Annotated in this window: 18 protein-coding genes; 8 read left to right on the top strand and 10 right to left on the bottom strand. The window is 52.9% G+C overall.

Annotated features, from left to right (window positions below; translation table 11 throughout):
• Positions 1 to 385 precede the first annotated feature (385 nt).
• Positions 386 to 2,221 (top strand): DUF262 domain-containing protein, encoded by a 1,836-nt coding sequence (locus AC27HQ_RS16475; RefSeq protein WP_487157299.1) that lies wholly within the window; start codon positions 386 to 388, stop codon positions 2,219 to 2,221.
• Between the two features lie 167 nt (positions 2,222 to 2,388).
• Here the strand turns inward: AC27HQ_RS16475 and AC27HQ_RS16470 are convergent, their stop codons facing one another.
• Complete coding sequence (locus AC27HQ_RS16470; protein WP_487157298.1) at positions 2,389 to 2,973, bottom strand: hypothetical protein; 585 nt, start codon at positions 2,971 to 2,973, stop codon at positions 2,389 to 2,391.
• 642 nt (positions 2,974 to 3,615) lie between these two features.
• On the opposite strand from AC27HQ_RS16470, the gene AC27HQ_RS16465 reads away from it, so the two are divergent.
• Together AC27HQ_RS16465 and AC27HQ_RS16460 are read left to right on the top strand one after the other, a co-directional pair.
• On the top strand, positions 3,616 to 4,047 hold the full coding sequence (locus tag AC27HQ_RS16465; RefSeq protein WP_487157297.1) for a helix-turn-helix domain-containing protein: 432 nt from the start codon (positions 3,616 to 3,618) through the stop codon (positions 4,045 to 4,047).
• Position 4,048: 1 nt separating this feature from the next.
• On the top strand, positions 4,049 to 6,340 hold the full coding sequence (locus AC27HQ_RS16460) for a VIT domain-containing protein (RefSeq protein ID WP_487157296.1): 2,292 nt from the start codon (positions 4,049 to 4,051) through the stop codon (positions 6,338 to 6,340).
• A 161-nt stretch (positions 6,341 to 6,501) separates the two neighbouring features.
• Here the strand turns inward: AC27HQ_RS16460 and AC27HQ_RS16455 are convergent, their stop codons facing one another.
• From AC27HQ_RS16455 to AC27HQ_RS16430, 6 genes are all read right to left on the bottom strand, one after another.
• Positions 6,502 to 7,038: a hypothetical protein gene (locus AC27HQ_RS16455; protein ID WP_487157295.1), complete on the bottom strand. Its 537-nt coding sequence runs from the start codon at positions 7,036 to 7,038 to the stop codon at positions 6,502 to 6,504.
• A gap of 132 nt (positions 7,039 to 7,170) precedes the next feature.
• Positions 7,171 to 10,347, bottom strand: a complete 3,177-nt coding sequence (locus AC27HQ_RS16450) for a UvrD-helicase domain-containing protein (protein ID WP_487157294.1) — start codon at positions 10,345 to 10,347, stop codon at positions 7,171 to 7,173.
• Complete coding sequence (locus AC27HQ_RS16445) at positions 10,347 to 13,082, bottom strand: PD-(D/E)XK nuclease family protein (RefSeq protein WP_487157293.1); 2,736 nt, start codon at positions 13,080 to 13,082, stop codon at positions 10,347 to 10,349. The genes AC27HQ_RS16450 and AC27HQ_RS16445 overlap by 1 nt, the downstream gene beginning before the upstream one ends.
• A 166-nt stretch (positions 13,083 to 13,248) precedes the next feature.
• Entirely contained in the window at positions 13,249 to 14,100 is an 852-nt protein-coding gene (locus AC27HQ_RS16440) for a tetratricopeptide repeat protein (RefSeq protein WP_487157292.1), read from the bottom strand.
• Positions 14,101 to 15,194: 1,094 nt separating this feature from the next.
• Positions 15,195 to 15,929, bottom strand: coding sequence for a hypothetical protein (locus AC27HQ_RS16435; protein ID WP_487157291.1), 735 nt, complete (start codon positions 15,927 to 15,929; stop codon positions 15,195 to 15,197).
• Positions 15,930 to 16,475: 546 nt separating this feature from the next.
• The gene (locus AC27HQ_RS16430; protein WP_487157290.1) at positions 16,476 to 16,724 is read right to left on the bottom strand and encodes a helix-turn-helix domain-containing protein; all 249 of its coding nucleotides are present in this window, start codon (positions 16,722 to 16,724) and stop codon (positions 16,476 to 16,478) included.
• Between the two features lie 115 nt (positions 16,725 to 16,839).
• Between AC27HQ_RS16430 and AC27HQ_RS16425 the strand changes: the two genes are divergently transcribed.
• The 5 genes from AC27HQ_RS16425 (at position 16,840) to umuC (ending at position 20,508) form a co-directional block, all read left to right on the top strand.
• Entirely contained in the window at positions 16,840 to 17,829 is a 990-nt protein-coding gene (locus AC27HQ_RS16425; protein ID WP_487157289.1) for an LAGLIDADG family homing endonuclease, read from the top strand.
• A gap of 97 nt (positions 17,830 to 17,926) precedes the next feature.
• Positions 17,927 to 18,229: a hypothetical protein gene (locus tag AC27HQ_RS16420; RefSeq protein WP_487157288.1), complete on the top strand. Its 303-nt coding sequence runs from the start codon at positions 17,927 to 17,929 to the stop codon at positions 18,227 to 18,229.
• 293 nt (positions 18,230 to 18,522) lie between these two features.
• The gene (locus AC27HQ_RS16415; RefSeq protein WP_487157287.1) at positions 18,523 to 18,648 is read left to right on the top strand and encodes a hypothetical protein; all 126 of its coding nucleotides are present in this window, start codon (positions 18,523 to 18,525) and stop codon (positions 18,646 to 18,648) included.
• Between the two features lie 148 nt (positions 18,649 to 18,796).
• Positions 18,797 to 19,237, top strand: coding sequence for a LexA family protein (locus tag AC27HQ_RS16410; protein ID WP_487157286.1), 441 nt, complete (start codon positions 18,797 to 18,799; stop codon positions 19,235 to 19,237).
• Positions 19,234 to 20,508 carry a translesion error-prone DNA polymerase V subunit UmuC gene (umuC, locus tag AC27HQ_RS16405; protein WP_487157285.1) on the top strand — a complete coding sequence of 425 codons (1,275 nt, stop codon included), beginning with the start codon at positions 19,234 to 19,236 and terminating at the stop codon, positions 20,506 to 20,508. Before AC27HQ_RS16410 ends, umuC begins: the two co-directional genes overlap by 4 nt.
• A 106-nt stretch (positions 20,509 to 20,614) precedes the next feature.
• On the opposite strand, the gene AC27HQ_RS16400 is transcribed toward umuC, so the two are convergent.
• The 3 genes from AC27HQ_RS16400 to AC27HQ_RS16390 all read right to left on the bottom strand — a co-directional run.
• The gene (locus tag AC27HQ_RS16400; protein ID WP_487157284.1) at positions 20,615 to 21,052 is read right to left on the bottom strand and encodes a hypothetical protein; all 438 of its coding nucleotides are present in this window, start codon (positions 21,050 to 21,052) and stop codon (positions 20,615 to 20,617) included.
• A 372-nt stretch (positions 21,053 to 21,424) separates the two neighbouring features.
• Complete coding sequence (locus AC27HQ_RS16395) at positions 21,425 to 22,147, bottom strand: OB-fold protein (protein WP_487157283.1); 723 nt, start codon at positions 22,145 to 22,147, stop codon at positions 21,425 to 21,427.
• Positions 22,148 to 22,216: 69 nt separating this feature from the next.
• The coding region (locus AC27HQ_RS16390) for an ADP-ribosylglycohydrolase family protein (RefSeq protein ID WP_487157282.1) at positions 22,217 to 22,843 on the bottom strand (627 nt) is incomplete at its 5' end.

Below are 22,843 nucleotides of genomic sequence, written 5' to 3'. Positions count from 1 at the left end.
GCTTCTGGCCGATACCGATCTGAGCCGATTGGCTATTAGCGGCCAGAAGCAGCCTTTCAATTGTGCCTATAAACCAAGGCGCCTCAGTCACGGAGCTAACCCCAAAGGAGATAATGCGGCGGCACAAGCGCGTTTAGCGCCAGGTTACACAAAGGATTCAATATAGCGATGCAGAGGTGAGGGCCAGTCTGAGTGAATAAGTAGGATTTGTGCAGGCGGAACCGATCTTATCTGCCATGATTGTAATAGCCGCGGCGCTCAAAGGTTGGTACTGCTGCTCCAAGTAGAATCGAGTTTTATCCTCTGATCTTGTCAAGAGATAAAGCTATTTGAAAGCTGCGCGCTGCTAGAGCAGGATATTTAAACAACATGACGGAACACTACTATGGCCCGCATTGAAAATCATAAATACAGCATAGAAGAGGCATTCCGGGAGTGCTTCTACATTGTCCCGGACTACCAGCGCGAGTACGTCTGGACGGACAAGGAAGTTCATCAGTTGCTGGAGGACATCAACGAGCAGATTGATGCGGGTGCTACACGGGAATATTTCATCGGCACGGTCCTTGTCTCGCCAACCGATCAGAAAAATCATTATGAAGTGATTGATGGCCAGCAGCGATTGACTACCTTCTTCCTGTTGCTGTGTGCTCTAAAGCATGTTTTTCAGGGGGAGTCGCAGCGACAAGTCGTAGGAGGCCTGATTTCTACCAGTTACACGGATAGCGACGGCGAGACGCGGACCAGTCTTAAGCTGGAACCACGTTACGAAAATGCCGGTGAGGTGATGGCTAAGCTGGTGGAGCTGGACTCCGATCCGCAAACCGTGCGGGCTGGAATACAGGCCTCTGGTATAGCCAGTTTTGGGTCTCTGGAAAATCTTGTAAACGCCTATTCCACCCTCTACCGATACTTGCAAGACAACTACGGCGACATGCCTAAACTGAAAAGGTACTGGGGCTACCTTGCCAATAACGTCGTTTTCATCCAGATATCGACGGATGTGAGCAGTGCACTGAAGATCTTCGAGACGATAAACGAGCGCGGAGTTGGCTTGAATCCGATGGATTTGCTGAAGAACTTGCTATTCACGCAGGTCAAGCAAACTGAGTTCACTCAGCTCAAAGACGAGTGGAAGAAGATAACCAAGCCGCTGGAGAAGGCAAAAGAAAAGCCACTGCGCTTCTTGCGCTATTTCCTGATGGCTAACTATTTCATAAGGAGTAGTCGAGGCGATGCTGTCATTCGGGAAGATGAGATTTACGATTGGTTTGCCGAAAAGGACAATGCAGCTCTGTGCGACTACTTGAACAAGCCATTTGAGTTCGTGCGAAAGGTCATTCGTAACGTCGAGCACTACCTTGCCTTTGGCAACGGCCTTGGCAGCGATGGCAAGCCTAGCCTGGCGATGGACAGGCTCAAGCGTTTGACTGGTGGAGCGTTTAGCTTGCACTACGTACTGCTGCTGGCCGCGGCTGCATTGCCTAAAACGCTTTTCGATCATTTTGTCAGCCAGCTTGAAAGCTTTCTGTTTTATTACATTTTTACAAAGACGCCGACCAAGGACCTTGAGCGTAATTTTTCTTTGTGGGCTGATGAGCTGAGGGCAATTGCAGCAGTCAGTGACTCAGCAAAGCAGAAGTCAGCGTTGAATACTTTCGTGGCAGATCGATTTGAAAAGAATATGGTGGCGAAATCACCGGAGCTGTCGGACGCACTGAAACGCTTTTCGCTGCACACAATGCAGCTTTATCGGACGCGATACTTGTTGGCCCGACTAACTCAGTACGTTGATATGGCCTTTAGCGGGATGAAAGTGCCTGGTAGCTTGGAGCCATATACTGCTCTCGAAATAGAACACATACTCCCTAATAAGCCAGCTGCAGAGCTCTTGGGAAAATGGGCTGTTGATAGCCCATCGACCTCTTATGATGATTACAAGAACCGGCTGGGTAATTTGACGCTACTGGAGAAACCAATAAATATCGTAGCTGGGAATGATTTTTACGTGCCGAAGCAGGCAGAGTATCGGAAGAGCAATAATTATCTTACGCGCAGCTTGGTCGAGCTGACGAGTGTCGGGCAGAACACTTCCATCTCCAGAATCAACGAGAAATTGGAAGCTTTTTCCGCATGGGATGCCGCCTCGATTGAGAGACGACACGACATGCTCATGGCCTTGGCTCGGGATGTCTGGAAAACGGAGGCCATTGACATCTGACGAAAGAGTGCATTTATATCGCCCCTAATTCTGTAGGCACTCATTGGCAGCTTCTGGCCGAATGCCGTCCGTGGGAAGCGGCTGCGAAGGGCCATTAGCGGACGTTTACCAAGACTCGACTTAAAGTCATTGAGCCTCTGCGAAATCTGGGGCGATTCAGTTACGGATTAGGAGTTATGCACCCAGATTTTCGCTTCGAAGTCGTACTCATAGTTCGCGAAGGCATCTCCTCTGGCTGAGGGGATGACTAAACGAGGCCGTCCGTCTCTAACCGTATATGAGATCGCTGGCTGGATAAGCGCAGCCCTGATTGCAGGCATGTAAGCGAGGTACTTAGGTCTTAGGACAGCTAGTGCGTCCGGGTACTTCCCGGTGTCAGTTTTGTACTGCGCGATTGCATCGGCGATAGGCGTAGCCATACCTGGTGTCAGTTTGTCCGTCTGGCTCACGGCGGTGTTTGTAATAATCGCGACTGCACCCAGCACGACCAGTCGGCGCCACAGAAGACTACTCCATGTTTTGTTCTTGAGCAGCAGAACGCCTAGTCCTGTGGGAACCCCAAAAATGACTACGGTAAGCAGAAGGAAACCTGCCGGGAAAGATGCGCCATAAATGACTGCAGGCACAACACAGATCAGAATTGCAACTGCCCACGTGTAGCAAATCTCGCCACCCCATTTATTTACAGCACGAGCATCTGATCCCTGTTCGAGTTGATCATTGCTACCAACCGAAATTTCTGCATCTGACATTGTTTTAAGCTCAATTCAAAGTTTTTAACGGTCCCCGCAACTGGGGGTATGCCCCCCAGCTTCTGGCCGATTACTGTGGACACTCTTCAAAAGAGTCACAATGTGCCAAAGGAGTGTTGATGTCAAAACGCAGAAAATAAAGCCCTGAATTCAAGCGCGAACTGGCACGGGTAAAAAGGGAACGCGATTTATTGATGCTATACGGCAACCACCCACTCTGGCAGGACACCCTTCGGGAGTTCACCAGTGTTTTATCGCAATTGTCGGATTACCTGAGCGCGCTAACCGAGCAAAAGCGCCAATCAAGCCTGGCGCTCGAACAAAAGGCCGTCTGGCTGAGCTAACACAATCGCCTTCTTCCATTCACCTCAATCAATCCGATTCAAACCAGCCAAGCAAGGCCCACTCTCGATCTGCGCCCTGTTGCATCGGGTTGAAATCGAAACTCGATTTACGGCTTTTGTACACCCGATTACCCATTGCGGTTTGGTATCCCCGCTCTCGCCGGATATGTCGAGAATCCCTGGCAATGGCCTTTGCCTTTCTGTGGATAGGCGTTGCTGACGCAAGATCAGAATTCTCTTGCCAAGCTCTTAGTGACATCTTATTGTGACACTACTGCTGTTCTTATATGAGAAGCCCATGCCTCCTGACAATACATCTGACGTCAATGTCCACAGCTTTACCCTTGACGATATCTGCACCATTACCAACCTGCCTCGCAGGACGGTGCGCTATTACATTCAGCTGGGTCTGGTTGACCGGCCCCAGGGTGAAACACGGGCGGCACGTTATACGCAGACACACCTTGAACAGCTGCTGCTGGTAAAACGCTGGGCGCAGGAGGGGTTATCGCTGGAGCGCATACGGGAATTGCAGGAAGCCGAACGGCAACCACAGTTGCCGATCAGTACACGCAGACCGGGCTCGATCGAGGTGTGGTCTCACCTGCTTCTGGACCAGGGTATTGAGCTCAAGGTGGAACCCCAGACCGCCGGGCTGAGCCCCGAACAACTCCGTGAACTACTCAAGCGCTGCATGGCAGCCTTGGCTGACATCAGAAAGGAAGGTTGATATGCAATCCACTCTTGAGCAGAGCACTATGCGCACCGCAAGCGGCCAAACACTGCCGCTGGTCGATATGAGTCTGGACGTTGAGCTGTGCGACACCCTTGCACTGGTTGAGCAAACCCAGGTGTGGCGCAACGCTGAGCCTGTGAATATCGAAGCCATCTACACCTTCCCGCTGCCGCTTAAAGCCACCTTGCTGGAAGTCAGGGTAGAACTGAACGAGCGCACGATTCAGGCCGAGGTGGTAGAGCGCCAACAGGCCGAGCAGCAATATGAAGAAGCGCTACTGGATGGCAATACAGCCATGCTTTTGGAGCGCTCTGACAGCGGGCTTTACACCCTTAATTTGGGGAACCTGCTGGCTGAGGATTGCGCCAGTGTGCATATTCGCTATGCCCTGCCCTTGCAGTGGGAGGAGCGTCTGTTGCGACTGGCGCTGCCTACTACGGTAGCACCCCGCTATGGCAGCTCCTCTGCCGCAGGTCTCAAGGCACATCAGACGCCGAGGTCAGATATCCTTGTGGAGCACCGCTACCGACTTGAGATGCGCATTGGCGGCGCGCTTTGCAACGCCGGCATCAGTTCCCCTTCTCATGCTATTCAGGTTTCACAGCATGATCAGGAGACCTTGGTCTGCTTTGCTGAGGGCAGCGCAACAGCAGACCGCGACCTGGTCATTTGCCTCACCACTCTTGATACCCAGATTGCCAGTGCAAGCCTTGCCAGCGGAAAGGACGTAACCCTGCTGCACGCAGCATTTCCGATTCCGCTCGGTAAAAATGACGGCCCACTGGCACTCAAGATCCTGATAGACGGATCCGGCTCCATGGCGGGCGACTCGATGTATATCGCCCGTCGAGCCGCCCATCACGCGTTGGCTGCTTTAAAACAGGGTGACAGCTACGCCATATCGGCATTTGGTAATGTCGTGGTTCACGCCAAGTCCAACCCCCAACGTATGCTGCTTTTGAATGATCAAGGAGTTGATCCACAAGCATCGCTGTTTGCGAGGCAGGTCGACGCGAATCTAGGGGGTACTGAGATGCTCGACGCCCTTGAAGCTATGTTTGCCCTGGAAGGGACGGATGAGTCTCGCAGGGCAGCGGATTTGCTGCTTATCACTGATGGGGAAACCTGGGCGCGGGATGAGATTGTGCGGCTCTGTCGCGACAGCAAACACCGGGTCTTTGTGATCGGCTGCGGTGCCTGTCCAGCCGAATCGGTTGTTCGGGATATTGCCGAAGCGACCGGAGGCGCTGCGGTCTTTGCCAGCCCCGGGGAAGACGTCAAGGCCATCGTTGAACGCCATATGCAACGCATGCGCCAGCCACGCGTTACCAGCGCCTCGTTGAACCTGCAAGACAGCTTATGGCAGTCACCATCCAAGTTGGCTCGTTGCGCCTTTGCTGGCACGACCTTGCATGTTTTCTCTGCGTTGCGCACTCCCCTCTCTGATCGAGTGGAGCTGCTGCTGACCTTCGATGACGGTCGTCAGCAGGCTATCGGCGCAACCGTCCAGCGGTCACCTGAAGCCATGGCAGCCGATGTTGTCCGTGTTGGATTTGATGCCTATCTGCGCGAACAATTGCTGGAGTTAAAGCCTGCACACAGCAAGGAACTGACTGCATTGGCTGTGCAACATCAGTTGATTTCGCCTTTCACACATTATCTGATGGTTGAACAGCGCGGAAATGACGCAGCCATTGCAGACCCGGCGTTACGCCAGGTGCCAGGTATGTTGGCGGCTGGATGGGGTGGTAGCGGACAGGCTCAGCAATATCTCGACCTGCCGACTTTCATGCGCAGGACTTCTGATAGCGCGGATCTCTGTCTGAAGCTTTCAATTCCCAACTATTCGTTAATGCGCAATGACCGTTCGAGTTTGAGCGGAACCGGCAGAACGAATACTCCCATTGAGCTGATTGAAGCACTGAATGAATCTGTCAGTCTGTTCGGACTGCTTGGCAAGCCACCCTACTCAGTATCAAAGCTGGTTGAGCTTACCAGCGCTGGCGGTGGCAGTATCCCCTCAGAAATTATGGATGACCTTGAAAGCCTGATTGATAACGGATGGCTAGAGGACCAGGTAGTGTCAGCCTTTCTGCATGCCTTACTGGATCACCACGAACTGAGCGCCAGCTTCTACCGCAGCTGTCGCCGCGCCATCCTGCGGGCAGCTCGTGACCTGCCTCCCACCCTGACAGAGGCTATGCAACGCGCCCTCGCTGACACTGAAACCTTAGAGTGGGGGTGGTCTACAAACAACCAGTGGCCTAAAGCACATGATCGGGCATAACACACTCATGACATCAAGCCATCAGCAAACGGGGCAATATCGATCGGCTACATAGTGGTCTGCGAAAGCTCAGGCGTTGCAATCAAGACATTTTGAAAGACCTGAGCCGCAGGGTAATTCTCCCATTTTTGGCGGGGCCACCATTGAATACTTTTTAAACATCAAATTTTCCCATTCACATCCTTATCAAAACAGTAAAGCTGCTCATCCATTTCCTTTAACGGCCTGTCTTTATTTTTTGCATCCCGATGCAGCTCTTGCGTATAGGATTTGTATTTCTGGTAGTCGTAGGTTGAGTAATACGGCTTGAGGCCCGTAAAAGCCCTGTAAGCGCGAACGTCAATTATTGGAAAGACATCCGGTCGCAAGAATTTCAGGAAAGCGCTGGCCATAGGAAACCCGATACCATCTGAAGACACCAACTCATCTATGACCTCCCTTACTCTTTCATCATCAATTTTTAAGTCTTCCTGACCTGCAAGATGCCTAAGCTTTTCAATCGTTTCATCAGAGACGCGTAGCACTCTGTTGATTTTCCACAACGCAATACGTCGTAGATCATCAATACCTATCTGGGTATTGTTATTAACCAGCCGATGTAAATCCTCTGTTTCTTCATCATTGTAGTGAAATGCATAGTTCAGCGTATCGGTAACCGAGTCATACTTTCTATAGACCTTCTTGCTGTTTTCCGTCACTTAGATGTATCCGATTCTGGTTATCAGGGAAGTGCTGCAATACTCAATCATCCGCCCGAGTGAGTTGCCCCAAGTAATATAAGTCGATAAAGCCGATACCTGGCCAGCTTCACACTCATTCGACGGCTGCTTTTAAACCGCAGCCCAAGGCAAAAATACTATCTCACCACGTCGAATCCAGTTGATACCAACCCCCTGGACCATATGCCCCATGCTTGCAAGCAAGCTGGCATAACCTTCAAGTTGTGGCCGGTACCGATCGAACGCCCTATTCGGGTTCTCAATCAGGTCTGATTTGTGGTCGATGATCCACATGCCAGCATCCGTTTGTAGTACCAGATCGGCGGTTCCGGATATCACTGAGCCGCTATCATCAATGCCCAACAGCGGAAGCTCTCGGTGTGTGGCTTTTATCGCAAAACGCTCTGCAATGCAGCGTTCAAAATTGCTGATACTGGCAACGATAAGTTCCGTTACCTCATCTGGCATATCGATCCCGGTAATCGCCGACAGACGCCTCGCGTGACCGGGACGAGCGCCTAGTATTTCGAAACACCGATGCAATACGGTTCCCAGTTCGCTACCAGTGAGTTCGATTTCCAGCTCCAACCCGCAGTGATACTTGATGGATTCCAGCGACTGACTATCTGTCTGTGCGACCTGGTAAGCCTCCATGCCTGACGGCGTAATGCTGTCTGGGACCAATTGCTCAGGAACACGGCCACGCTTAATCGCTCTACGACCGAGGGCAAGCAAAATCTCACTGTCCCCAAAGTCCTGAGCGGTAGCTGCCTGCGGTAACTCTGCGGCGCCCGGAAAAATTGGACAAGGGTAGTCTGTCCCGCCTATGGCAAGGGTCATCGTCTCGCATGACGGCTTGATGGCTGAAGCAAGCAGCGACCAATAGGTGAGCTTGTCGTTGCCCGCCAGATAGCTGGGCCACTCAATTACTAGCTTTTCCCGTGCGCGGGTCATAGCCACATAGACCAAGCGTCGCGCTTCCTGTTCGGTAGCCCTATCAAGTGTCACAAGGAACTTGCCGTCAGATTCCGGCGCTGCGAATTTGGGGGAATACTCGATCTGCGCCAGCTCAATCAGCTTAGCAAGATCATCAAAGGAGCGATATCCCAAGGCGAGATTAGGCAGGTCTGACTTAAGTTCGCGATCCAGACCACACATGAAAACCACCGGCCACTCTCGCCCCTTGGCGCTGTGCCAGGTCACCAGTTGGATAGCGGCTTCATCAACAACATGGGGGTCGGGCTGGTTGTCCTTGTCTTTCTGCTGAACACTGGCTTGCAGCCAGGCCAAAAAACTCGGAATACCGGAACCAAAGTAGCCACCACTGGCCAGTGCCTCCTGCTTGGTCTCCATAAAATCGCTGGCTTCGGCCTGCAGGCGAAGCAGATTTGCCCTACTCTGGTCAGCGTTTGGCCAGCCGGCAACTTCATCGAAAAGGTTGAGTGCCCGCAGCGTATCAGCTAACAGGTCAAAGATCGTGCGATCCTGCTCAGCCGCGGTCACACCCTCCAACCGCGTCAATAACGGATCGACAATACGGCCATTGTCCATCAATTGTTCAAGGGCGGTTCTCAGCTCAAGACTTCCCAGCTCGGTAACGGCCAGGTATAGAGCGGCGTGACGGTCTGCTGGGTTGGCTACATAGGTCAGTGCCTGACAGGCCAACTTGACGGCCCGTGAGCTATACCAGCCTTCCTCTTGCAAGCGAACACGCAGACCTTGTGCCCGCAAAACAGCTGCGTACTCCGCCAACATCTTATGGGTCGGACAGAGTATCGCGATATCACCGCCGAGTAGCCGGCGTTGCTGCCCGCTGCGCCGGTCAACAATGGTCTGAGAGCTATCGCTCAGCATGGTCTTGATGCGCCCGGCCAGGGAAAAAGCACGCACGGCATGCTGGCCATTTTTGGCTTTGGTGCCAAATTCAATCAGCTCAATCGGTGCCTGACGGCTTTCGGCTCCTCGCGGCTGCAAAGGGGTGTATTCATCGCCGAACAAAGCATGCCCTGTCGCGTTGATAAAGTGCATCAGGTCTGGCTGGGAACGCCAGTTTCGGGTTAAAGGCTGGCTGACCGCTTCATTCTGGCTGATCAAGGCAGCGAGCAAACGCGGATCTGCCCCCTGGAATCCCATTATGGCCTGTTTCAGATCGCCCACAACCACCGTCGGCACGCCGGCACTTTTCAGCTGCCAAAGCAGGTCAAACTGCAACGGGTTGGTATCCTGAAACTCATCCACGACTAAACAGTCGACCCGCTCCACCAAGGTTTTCAGCACCCCTGGGCTGCGGCGGAGCAGGTCTGCCGCCATGGCAATCATGTCACTGTAATCGACCAGCCCGGACTCACGCTTGGCCTGTGCATAATGCAACAGTACGTCCTGACCGGCGGCTATCAGTGTTTCCACCTGCATTGAGGCCTGGTCACGCGGGCCGGGATGGGCAGGTAGCGCCTCCGCAGCCTGAATAACAGCAGTGGCCAAGGCATCATAGTCTTTGGGCAGCGGGCAGCCTTGCTTTGATTGGCGCAAGGCGCGCAACCCTTTCCATAGCGACCAGTCACTGCTCAAGAGTGTCTTGTCTGAGGCGGCTTTGAGGTTGCGAAAATCATTCTGGAAAGCTTTTTTCGCCGTCTCATTGTTACCAAAGCTCGGAGCCAGACTTTCCGGGTAAGCCGCAAGCAGCCGGGTCACTGCGCGGTGAAGCTGCAGAGTTAACGCCTCACCATCACCCGTCACTCCATAGCGCTCCTTGATCCAGTTGACCGAAGCAGCTGCATAGGCATCGCTCTCTGTTGACCAACCTGCCGAGCGCAGCAAGCTGACCATCCTCAACAGATCGTCCCTGAAGCCGTCTTCGGCACTTTTCTGGTTGTTGTGGTCAAAGCTGTAACCGTATCGAGCCAGATTCGAGGTGATCTCGTCCGCTTTGGTGGTACGCGCCAAGGCCACGCGGATCAGTGTGTTTTCTTCGTCTTTGTTGAGCAGGCGCGGCCTAGGGGAAAGCCCCGCATCAAAGGCAAATTCCTTCAGTACACGCAAACCAAAACTGTGGATTGTAGAAATGTACGCCTGATCCAGCTTTATCGCGTCTTCCAGGCGCCCTAAGCTCAACAGCCTTGCTCGTATACGCTCACGAAGCTCTGCCGCAGCCGCTTCGGTGAATGTCACAGCCACAATACGCTCAGGGGCAATCAACCCACTTTCTACCCATTCACCCAGCTGCTGTTGAAGACTATAGGTTTTACCCGATCCAGCACCAGCTGGAATGATCATTAGTGCTGGCAACATTACTCTGCCTCCTTGGCTTCGCCCGGTAATGTGAATAGCGGGATCAACGGGCTAGTGTCCAGTGCATAGGGTTTAACGCCGGCCTTTTTGTCGAAGAACTCGGCATCGCCCAGACGGTTCAAGCGCAACTGCCCACTTCTTAGCTCGCGCAAGGACTGCCGAATCAGCGCCATTGCCTGCTCAGCGATATCACCTTCTAGTACATCCCAACCCGGAATGACGCCAGACTCGATAATCCGAGCATCCGTCAGTGAGACCTGATCGTTGGTCATGAAGTAAAGCACGGCTGTGCTGACGCCAGCCTTCAGACACCCCAGCAACTCGGTGTTGTCCTTGCACTTGGGGCCGCCAGTTTGCAGCATGGTGCGATACAGGTTGGCCTGACTGTCGTAGCCTTTTTGCATGCGGGGCTTGCGACTCTTGGCACCGGAACGCTTGTAGTCAACAACCAGTAATCGCCCATCAGGCAGGCCCAGCACTGCATCGGCCTGTCCATGGATAGGCAGCCCGTCCAGATTGCCTTCCAGCCATACCTCCGTTGCGAGAATGTTAGCCTTAAGGGTGACCAACACCGTCTGCCAGGCTAACGCGGCCTTGCGGATACCAGAAGCCAGATAGGTGCGCTCGACCTGCCAAGGTCCGGCCAGCAGGAAAGGCGCAAGTGAACTGAGGGCAGCGAACAGCAGCGGCTCAACGCTGTCATTGATGAACGCTGCCGTTGGTATCGGCTGCGCAGCCTGAAACAGCTCTTCAAATACACGGTGGGTAAGCGTACCCAATAACATGACGGTCGGCCGCTCAGGCTCCCAGCTCTTTGGCTCGGCATCGACACGCCGCAGTAACCAGGCCAGGCGAGATATCATAAGATTCTCTAGGCTACTCGGCGATTCGGGTCGCGGATTACCCTCAGCATCCGTGCGCAGAGCCAAAAGGTCGCGCCCGAATTGGATATCCTCAACCACAGGCGCCCGTGGTGAGCGGGGCGGCACGCTAACAGCCTGAGGCAAGAACCGGATCCGCGCCCTATCAGCAGTCACATCCAGCTCAAGTATCACGGATTCTGCGTTATCAACACCGCTGAACAGCTTGCCCATGAAGACCATCGACTCAGACACCTGCAGGGCTTTACCGGTGGCCGCCTTTCGAGGAACCATAAAACAGACAAACTCAGAGACAGCGTACAGTTGGCGCTTGAACCGATCCCGTTGCTCTTGCTGTTTTTCTGCGGCAGTTACCAGAGGCAAGCCCAAACTAGAGCAAAGCGAGCGCAAGTCCTCGTCAACAAAAACAGCAGACTCGCCTCCAGGTACTGGATAATGACCATCGGTAAACCCCAGAACGACCAGACAACGCACGGAGCGCCAGACTTCATGCGTCTCTCGCCAAATGGCAATCCCTTCCCGGTTGTAGGTTGTCGACTCGGCAAGGTGGGCATACTGCGGACTGGATAATCGCCGCAATGCGCCCCAGTCAATATCATCCATCTCAATTATCGCCGTGCATAATTCCTCGGCAGTTGTCTTTGCCTGGTGAAGATGGGGTTTGAGCGCCGCACCGGCATCCAGCAGTTCAACAAACGCATGAATCGCTGTCATCAGCGATTGCGGCGTCTGATCACCCTCGCGCAGTAGCTCCAGCATGCTTTCGGCAGCAGAGGTTGCGCCACGAAAGGGTGTCAAGCCGTAATCGCCGTCCATCACTTTCTGGGCCAAAATCGTCCCTCGGTATTTGGGCCAGGGCATCAACGGCGAAGACAAACACGCGGCCAGCGCCATAGCCGGCGCAGGCTGCTGCCTGCAATGAAGGAACAGAAACAGGGCTTCCCGCCCATGATCACGCTGCCTGGGGCGCAAAGGCAAGCCAGACAGTGGCAAGCCTGCCAGAGAAAACGCATCGTTGACGGCCAGCGTGTACTCCGGGGCCTCAGGTAGCAAGAGCCCGATATCGGCAGGCTTCAGGCCAGGCGTTTGCACCAACATCTGCTGAACGAGGCTGGCAGCAACTTCGGCTTCTTCCAGAAAGTCCCTGACACCAACCCACTGTACCGTGCTATCCAATGGCATCTTTTCTGAAGACACTGCATAGAGGTGCCGTTGTAAGGCCTGAAGACTAGACTGCGGCTCCACTCTGAGGGTATCGGGCAACATGGCGCTCAAGACGCTCGTCAAGGCCGGATCAGCGTCGAGACCTACGTCCGCATTGAGCTTATTGATCAGCTTGATCTGGAAAGCTGTCAAAGCAGGATAATCGTCGAGGTAATGCACATGAATGTGGCGCACTGCATCAACTGGGCTACATGCCATAAGTTGCTGCATAGACTGGAATTCAATTGGTAACCAACCATCCAGCGCCTGAACCAGGCGTACCAGATCCTGAAAATATTTGTGCTGGCGCAGCGAAAGCCCGACTGCATCGCACTCGATAAGGTCGCTGGTCGAACCTGATGCATTCAGCAGCAGGCATAATGCTGATTCAACCTCAGCCGCCGTTTCTTCTGCTGCCACCGCCAGACTTTCACGCCAAAAGGCATCAGGCACTTTCTCCAGTGCGTCGAGGAAGTGCGCGGACCAGTCGCCAGATGCTGGCGCAAGCAAGTACCCGGCGCTGGCCTGATCCAGCAGTTCTGGCCAGGTGCCTACAACAACCCCCATACGAGGCGATTGGGTCGCTAAAAGGCGGCGAAGCCGGCGTGCAGCGCTGCTGTCGGGAACCAAAAGAAACTGTATAACCTGCATCGACTAACTGTCCTTGTATGAATTGCCCTTTGAAACCGAAGGGGTTGGCATTGTTCCTGTTGGGCTTCTGCACACCTTCCAACTGAAAGATATCGGATTCCCCACTCAGCGTCTCCTCACTCATCAGGAATTGTGAGGGTCAACCCTAGTAAAAAAATTTGTGGTGTTAATGGAAAACGTCCATAGGGATTGCCAATGCCTCCTGATCATCACCCAGTTTGCGCCAGAAGCGCTGCATGTGCCCTTCAGGATCATTGGGGTATTCCATATCAGGGACATTGCCGCCATAAAGGTCCGCAAGGAAATAGCTGGCTTCCGACACACCTGCCAACGCGGCTGCCTGTAATTCATAAATCGCGTTTGCCACGTCCTGACAAGGCGAGTAAACATCCAGCCTGAGCTTGCTCTGATCGACCACGGCACCTTTGTCACCGAGGTTTATTGCACACTGATACCAGTCAATGGCTGCCTCTGGGTCAGGCTCTATGTCCATTTCACCAGTCGCAAAGATACGTGCAAGGGCACACGCTGCCCCAGCACGCAAAGCAGGCACCTTGCCATGCTTGAAAATATCGGTATAACGCTCAATCGCCTGCGGCACATTCACGGGGCAGCCCCTGCCGTAATAAGCTCGCGCTGCCAGATTGAATGCTGCTTCCACTGAGCCTTCAGCGGCCGCAAGTTCCAACAAATGCTCGGCCAGCGTTTGATTGCATACTAGATGGGTCCCCGTCATCCACATCCAGCCCAGATCATTGAGCGCATCGGGATCCAGATGGACTGCCTGCGAGCGCAGCTCGCTGTACATCTTAGCGATTTCAGTTTCGCTCAAACAACGTCGAATGCGCAGCTTCGCGGTCAGCTCATGGACTTTGCCATGTTGATCATGGAGATCTTGACGCATCGACGGTGTACCTATCGAGGTGTAGCGGCTCCGGGGAGAGCCATAGATCACAGGGTCAAAAACCAGCAGATCTGGAAGCAATGCCTCCAATAAGGTAACTGTATGCATACCCATAATCGCTAAATCCTTTTTCATCCAACCAAGGTTACACGCTTACAGCGACAGCTAACGTCGCTGTTGTGACCACCCGTCTTACAGACAAGAGAGATCGTCCTGAGCAAGCTATAGACGTAGCACTTTCCAGCAATTGGAATAGCCAATTACAACGGTGTGAATACATAAGCTTTGGCATAATCCCTGGTTGTAATGTGCTCAGACACCTCTTGACTAAATACTTGATGGGCGCAGCCGTCTCGAGGGTTGGTAATACGAAACCTCCCTGATTAATACGTACAGCACTTTTCTATCGGCCTAGTCGCATCGCACAGGGTATTGAAAGAAGTATCGAGCAATCCCACCAAGTAAATCCTGAAGATCGCCAATAAAAAAGGCTAAGCCTGGGCCAAGGCTGGCCGGGGCATTACGTTCATAAACCTACAAGGTTATACGGCCTCAAGCTGATAAGTGTCCGTATCAGATTTCAGCTCAAAAAACAGCTCTCCATTCGATGGCTGGGGCGTTGAAGATGCAGAGGCCCAGAACGTCGAGTGTTGCCTGACATAAGTACACAGCTCCGCTGCCCAGGCATGCTCGCGCCAAAGACTGGTCATTTCTGCGCGGTCAAGCCCCGGTATAAATAGCGGAGCAATCTTCTGCCTAAGCCCCTGTGACAATTCCATGAGCTCCTCGGCGTGGTGGGATATCCATTTACTGATTAAAATTATGTCGCTGTGATAACGGGCATCAGTTACTTCCAGATGCGCAACCCGGACTCTCGCTTGATCAACCAATACGCGGCACGCGACATACTCGTCACCCTCTTCCAGCGGCGCGCTAGCATTGTGCAGTGCCAGCTCAGCTGAGGGACTTGCATAGACAGCGTGTCGGCGAGATGGCATGGTCTTTGGTCTTAACGACTCCCAAAGATTGTCAACGACGTAGGGGACGTTCGTGGGGATCCGAACGCTCGATTGTCGACGGAACTCAACTGACCCATTCAACAGACGACTGGCTGGTACTGCTCTGAATAATTGCACTAGTATTCTCCAAAGATCATTTGCTAACAATCAGAGTCGATGAATTGCCGGCCACATCTGCTCAGTTTTAATTCAGCTGGCACAACGGTAACCCATCCAAGTCATAGCACAGCCGCTGAAGTTTCCAGACAGAACGAGATACACCTCCGGCTCAAGACCCAACTTCTTGTAAAGTCGCATTTTTATGAAGGCCAGTGCACTACCAGTAAAGTCTTTTCCAGCCAGAATAATCAACTGGGTGTGCAGTAAACAACCCTGGCTCTCTTCCGGGATATTCCTCAGCAATACTGACAGTGCGTCGGTAATGGAACGCTCTTGAACCTCAACAGCGCAGCCTGCCAATTCGACACCGAACCAATTCAACTCATCGCTGCGGTCAACCAAAAGTATCGATTGCTCACGGGCCACGTAGAGTCTTGCCAAAAAATGCGCAGCCGCCTCAAGTGAATTCCATTGGTAATGCGTGGCGCCGGAACCCGCGACAGAAAATATGGAGCCAATGTGATGAACATTAAGAACGCTGGCGTTATCCATCACATGATCTAACACAGCAATATCGTCTGATGCCGTAAGCAAAATATGCAACTCATCATATTTTTTTCCCGGCAAGCTCGAACCGGATATAAATGAATAGATATGATGCCAGCCCTGCTCTGCCTTCAGCATCATCCTCAAATTGCAGCAGTGCCAATCCAGATGATTGAGAAACATAGCCCCAAATTCCGGGTCCTTCGACAGAACACCCACCGAGAAATGTGGTACTGAAAGGATGGCATCGGCCTGATTATGAAGAGTCTTCGCACTCATGATCAGACAACCCGCACGGGAGAGTTTATACATCGATAGCCAGGATATTGTGCTTCGGCGGTCAGCTTTGCCATATCAGCAGTAACCGCTTGGACATGGAAACTAAAGTTGGCTCGTGGACCTGCATTTGACTGTACACGCTGCATAAACACTTTATATGTGTTCATTCGCTAATTTCCTTCGTTGATGACGAAGAAAGCGTACTGCACCCTTGCGACAAAATCTGTCGTAGCTGTAGCTTTCAGTGCCGATTGCTAAGCCAGACATCCAACCCGAGGTAGACCCACTCAGCGAGCTTTATGTCAAAACCAATCAACATATGTGCGCCACTTTTATTTGCCAGAATGCTTAGCTTAATCAGCGCACAGCATAAATGGATACTAATTGGCACAATCGGAATTATTTTTTATTTTTGAAATTCAATGAAATATCCAGCCTCAAGCCATTCAAGACCAATTTACTCAAAAATCAGTCTGATTAAAGTGATTATATTTTTCCCCTCCCTGGGCAATCCGTCATGCAGAGGCACAGACTGGCGCTAACGCGCTATTTTGCCCTCGGCGCGAACGCATCCGAGTCAGGTATATAGGTCACAAGCTGCTCTACCCTGCAGCCAAAATAGGCACACAGCTTGTCGATCGTATCCGTGACGGTGCTGTAACCCCTGTGATTGATGATCTTGGATAAGGTCATCCGGTTGATGCCGGTTTCATCCGCAATTTCTATCAGCGTTATCCGTCTGTTCTCCTGAAATTCCTTTTCAGCAATCAGTTCTTTTAGATGAAACCTCAGCATGGCGCACCTTGATCAAATAGATAATCCGTTAAATTTCTTGCTTATCATTCGATATGATAATTTGATTTTGCAGTGGTCAAATTAAATATCAAATCGTTTATCAAGAGAGCATCATATGACAAATATCATCAAGAAGTCTTGGAATACAGCAGAAGTAACGATTATCAAGCATGACTACCTGTGCGGGGTTCCGGTAGCCATGATTGCCGCAAAACTGGGTCGGAGCCGGAGCTCCGTCCGAGGAAAGGCAACCTGCCTGCAGCTTCAGCACGATGCCTTTGGCAGCCAGTGGTTTTCGGCTGAAGAAGATGCCTTTATCCAGGCCAATGCCATGAGCATGACACGCGCCAACATCGCTCAGTCCCTGGGTCGCACTGAAGGCTCCATCACACAACGTGGCCGCCGGCTCAACATCTCCTTCGATAACCCAATCAAGAAAGCACTCTACGAAAAAAATCATACCTTCTTTGAAGTGCCTACCCTTGAGAACTCATATCTGGCGGGGTTACTCGCAGCCGACGGCTGGATTCGTCCGTGCAGTGGTGACAAGACCATTAACCAGGTCGGTATTTCATTGAAGGCCGAAGACGCCCACCTGCTCGACCATATGCGTCAAGCAACAGGGTATACCGGAGTCATTCGTAAATACTGTGTCGATACGTACCCGCAGGCCGAACTGCGCATTTCCGGGGTGGCGCAGTGGCTTATCGATCTGAAGAAACATTGGGGCCTGATACCGTCCAAGACCTTCACTCTGCTCCCGCCAGATGAACACACCCTGACCCCCGACCAGGTAAAGGCGTTTCTGGTCGGTTTTATCGAAGGAGATGGCTACATAGCCATCAGCGGCGGCACGCTAAAAGTATCGGTAGTGACAGCCTCACCCGAGTTTGCTGACTGGCTTGAGAAGATCTTTATGCGACTCGGGCAGGCAAAACCAACTCGCAGCCTGCATGTAAACGGCACAGCGCATTATCTCGATTTTTACGGCGCAAACGCCCGTCGCTTGTGCGCCAGTCTCATGGAGGTGGGTGTACATAAGCTGATGAGGAAGTGGGACATCGCGCAAGCCGAGATCGCAAAACATGACCTGAAAGGTCATTGAGACAACCCAATGGCAGGCTGCCGCGGCTGGATTGCCGGCAGCCGCCTTGATTCAAGCAATGCGCGTATAGCGATTAACCACAAAGATGAGAGCCGCAATGACACAGATGAATCTTGTACCCAAAGACCTTGCCAGTAATATCGAAGCAGGCATCCTGAAAGCGATAGAAGACATTATCACCCTGGGCGAGCTAAGCGATGCGTTTTCCGAAATCGAGGTCAATGTCAATCTGCTCCGCAATAACAGCAAAACGGAGATCATCAAAAGCCTTGTTGCCGCCAGGGATGGAAGTACCAGGGAAGAGCTGAGATGGATCAAGACGCCATTCACTCAGCCAGTGCCTGCCCTGCACGCTCCAGCTGCAGGCTCGAGCTGGGGACCTGTAAATGTCTGGTTTTGAGCCAACGGATAATCAACTATGCGATGGGGCCTGACATCAGGCCCTTCGTTTTGCAAAAGAGTTGAGCAGACAGTTCAGCGAGCAAGTTATTCTAACGACGCAAAAAAGGGCCAGCGGCTGGGATGGTCGTGCTGCTCAGAACGAACCCAAAGCGGCATCCCAGCTAGACGCTGACAATAAAAGTCCTACAGACTTGCTGGCCAGCGCAATGTTTGGTCAGTCGCCCCTGCCGGAAATACTTTTGCTAAAGTGAGACTTGGATTCTGTTTTTCTTTGCACCCTTCGGAGGAAATATGACCTCACCAGCCCTTTTCACCTTGGCAGCCTTCGGCACCCTCTTCTGCGTTCTGGTCATCGCGGGTGTGGGTCTGGTTGTTGCGCGTAAACTCGACCGCAAATACGGCACCGAAAACGAGTAATCGAACCTCGACCCAGCGCCGCGTCCAAAGGCATCTCACCTGCGGTCTTGTTCTGACCTACAGGCTATCCCCCTTTTGCAACATGTTCAGGCTTGCCTACTGACCCCAAGAAGAATACTGTATATGCAACCAGCATTACGAGGTTGCCATGTCAAATGCAGTTTTTATCGGCACGGTGACGCCATCCGGCACGCTCATCAGTTGCTTTGATACCCGCGTTCCTGCGGGCTTTCCCAGTCCGGCGCTCGACCATATGGAGCAGAAGATCTCTCTGGATACCCTGCTCGATGTTCATGCGCCCCACACTTACCTGGTAAGGGTATCCGGTGAGAGCATGACTGGAGCTGGTATCCATGATGGGGATATCCTGGTCGTCAGCCGCGCCGCTAACGCCAAGCACCGCGATATCGTCGTGGCTGCCGTCAATGGCGAAGTCCTGGTCAAGCGACTGATCCGTAGGGGTAAGCAAATCATTCTCCAGCCTGAAAACCCGGCCTTTTCTCCCTTGCATATCCTGGAAGGGGATGAGCTGCAAATCTGGGGCGTCGTTCGCAACAGCATCCGCTGGCATGACACCGGTGAGAAATGACCAGTTCAACCAAGAGCTTTGCCCTGATCGACTGCAACAGCTTCTATGCGTCCTGCGAGCGGGTCTTTCGACCTGATCTGGCCAAGACCCCGATCGTGGTGCTCAGTAATAACGATGGTTGTGTGATTGCCCGCAGTGCTGAGGCCAAGCCTTTCATCAAGATGGGCGAGCCCTACTTCAAGATTAAGGATCAGTTGCGGCGCCACAACATCTTGGCGTTCAGCAGTAACTATGCACTTTATGGAGACATGAGCGAGCGGGTCATGATGACCCTTGAAAGCCGCCTGCCCTCAGTAGAGGTCTATTCCATTGATGAAGCCTTTGCCGACCTGACCGGCCTGCCTGAGCCACTGGATCAGCTCGGTTATTCCCTGCGCGCAGATGTGCTGCAAATTACCGGCATCCCGGTCGGTGTGGGTATCGCCAGCACCAAGACACTCGCCAAACTGGCCAACGCGGCCGCCAAACGCTGGCAACGCCAGACTGGTGGCGTAGTCGACATACGGGATCCGGAGCGACGGGACAAGCTACTAAAGGCTATGCCGGTCGAGGATGTCTGGGGTGTTGGCCGGCGCATGACCGAACACTTGAAGGCCATGAACATCACAACCGCCTGGGATATGTCGAACGCCGACGCAGCGACGCTCCGTAAAAGGTTCAGTGTGCTCGTGGAGAAAACCGCACGCGAGTTGCGCGGGATCAGTTGCCTGGATATGGAGCCAACAGCCCCGGCCAAGAAGGAGATATGCAGCAGCCGGGCATTCGGGCAACGGGTCTACGATCTCAAGGGCCTGCAGGAGGCCGTAGCCAGTTACACCACCCGAGCAGCAGAGAAGCTGCGCAAGCAGCAATCACTGTGCAAGGTCATTCAGGTTGGTCTCCGAACCGGACTGTTCAATCCGGATGAAAAACACTACGCACGCAGTCTGCAGTGCCATCTACCCTACCCCACTGACGACACCCGACTTTTGATCCAGGCGGCCATGCAGGGACTGGATCATATCTACAAGGAAGGTCCCGCCTACGCCAAGGCCTCGATCATGCTGCTGGATTTATGCCAGCGCAATGAATACACACCCGACCTGTTTGCACCCAGTCAGCCGGGAGGCACCGATCACCTGATGCAAACCCTGGATCAGATCAATCAGCGCTGGGGCAGAAACACCATCAAGCCCGCCCGAGTGCCCACCTCGCCTGGATGGGGCATGCAGCGACAGCTTCTGAGTCCGAGTTATACGACACGGTTGGATGAATTGTGGGTAGCGAGGTAAAGCGGAATTTAGGCTATGTGATTGTGTGGGTAATGCCCCATTTTTAGGGGGCCTCAGAAGAAAAGTCACACCACCAAATGATGTCGCCTCACCCTGCCGACTTTGATTAACGTATCCCTGCACTCAAGCAAGCCGCACGATTTATCGTCAGATCAAGAACGAGTTGATTTTCTTGGGATCGGAGAATGTACCTATAAATTCCGCCCTGATGCATCCCCTCCGCTATCATGGGCTCAGTGCATGCGCTTTGAATCAAGTCTTCGGTAGTTGATGCACGCAGGTCGTTAACCGACAAAATGTCATCGTAAGGCATGTCGTGCATACGCATTTCGTATGTGACTGTCTTTCCGCTGGAGTTTACACGCTCCCGAGTGAGCCAGTCTGATAACTGCAGAGGCAATTCTGTATTTAGCGATACCGCGCTTTCAGCCAGGCTCTGCTCAAAGGTAAGCTCTGGCGATGGGGTCAATATTTGGCTGACCCCCACCATGGCAGCTATGCCAATAACTGCGCTGAGCACCAGTATCTTTATGTCGATATCCATTGCCTGCACCTTTGATGCTAACTATTCATATAAGTCAAATCACATCCCATAGAAATTGCAATAACTCCGATTATAAGAGGGCTAGCGCTGCTCGCGAGTACGCTCTCGCCACATTCGAGCCGCCACCTCTGCATCTGTCGCCCTGCGCTTCAAAGTGCAAAATACAGCTCCAATCGTCATGCCCACCACCATAAATGTAAGCTCTTTCATAACCACCTCAATTTTGAAATCAATTCGCGCTTCAGCCTGATCACTAAATAGCCTTTGCGCACATTTCTGATATGACTAGAACCAAAAAGTGCATCAACATTGCTTGTGGAAAGTTGGCTGATAAATAGGGCCCAGCTCACCCAGCATTACGAAACAGCATGCTTATTCGTCAGCCGGCACACACTCATCCGACATCGGAATCTTTGCCACATCGCCACTGCCGGTGCAGACCAGAGTGACCCGCATCCCTTCCGACAGACGTGCAGCGTAGTTGGTTTGATTACGCTCCAACTCGAACTGTGGCTGCATGAAGCGATTGGTCGAACCACGCAAGGTGATGTAAGGACGACCCAGGAAGTTGGTGTTGATTGAATCAACCACACCCGTCACCTTGAAGCGCTTACCCTTGAACTGCTGATCAGCCGCTACCGTATTGCGCTCATACGCAGCTGCCAGTTGTTGTGCTGTGACCTCTGGCAAGACCACAGGCTCGGCAGGCTCTGCTGGGGTGGCAATCTGGGATAACAGTGAGGACTCCCGCTGTGAGGCTGAATTGCTTGTGCCGTTACTCGTGCTTGTGCTCTGGGTCCGATCCTGATCACCACCCATGGCGATCAAAACGGCAAGACCAAACCAGCCAAAGCCCACTATTCTCGCTAATGGGGTATGGCCATTGCGCAGCAAGAACCAGACGAAGATGTAGGGCACAATAAAAATACCCAGGCCAAGCAAAATGCCGACCTTGCGTTCCTCGGTCTTGGGCGCATTGTATGCCATGGCTGTTTGAGCCTTGAGACCTTGGCTAATAGGCGCACCACAACCGGGACAGGACACGGCCTGATCGCTGATCTGGTTACCACATTCACTGCAATTTATGAGTGCCATGCTTTTTGTTCCTTGTGATGAATCCCTGCGCGAAGATAAGCCTGCAATACGACAAATCAGGTCGCATGATCACCACCCCGGATAGCGAAGCCAGATTGCTGAGCCCGCATCGGTACTGTCATCCGGGTCATAGCAGTGAGGTACAAAGGTTATGTCGGCGGCTATCTGGGTGATGACCTGCCGAAGTTCAAGTTGACTCAACCAGTCGCCAGGAATGGCACTTGGTCCATGGATCAAGCCCAGCAGATTGCCCGCTATAAGACCGGTGCTGTCGCTATCACCACTGTGATTTACGGCCAGGACAACACCCTCTTCGAGATTCTCAGCGCTCAACGCGCACCACAGCCCAATCGCCAAAGCTTCCTCGGCTATCCAGCCGCCACCCAAGCGCTCAATGGCTGATGGCGTTGGTCTGATTCCCTGGGCATGCAGTTCCAATACGCTCTCGACCAGCTGACGAGTTTCTTCCATGCCAGGGAGATCGCCATGGCGTGCGAGAGACTCAACGCAGGCCTGATGTAACGACAGATCTTCACGCCAGATAAGCTTGAGAATGTCGGCGAATAACCCTGCTGCGAGATAGCCGGTGGGGTGGCCATGGGAGAATCGGGCTGTCTCGGAGCCCAGTTCAAAGGGATTGGCGAAAAAGGCGCAGGCGGCAACACGCATGACACCGCCACAGCCTTTACTGGCGTT

The organism is Halopseudomonas sp. 4NH20-0008 (genome assembly GCF_057548395.1).
Note: the sequence above shows the minus strand (reverse complement) of the source record. Positions and strands in the feature narration are given on the sequence as shown.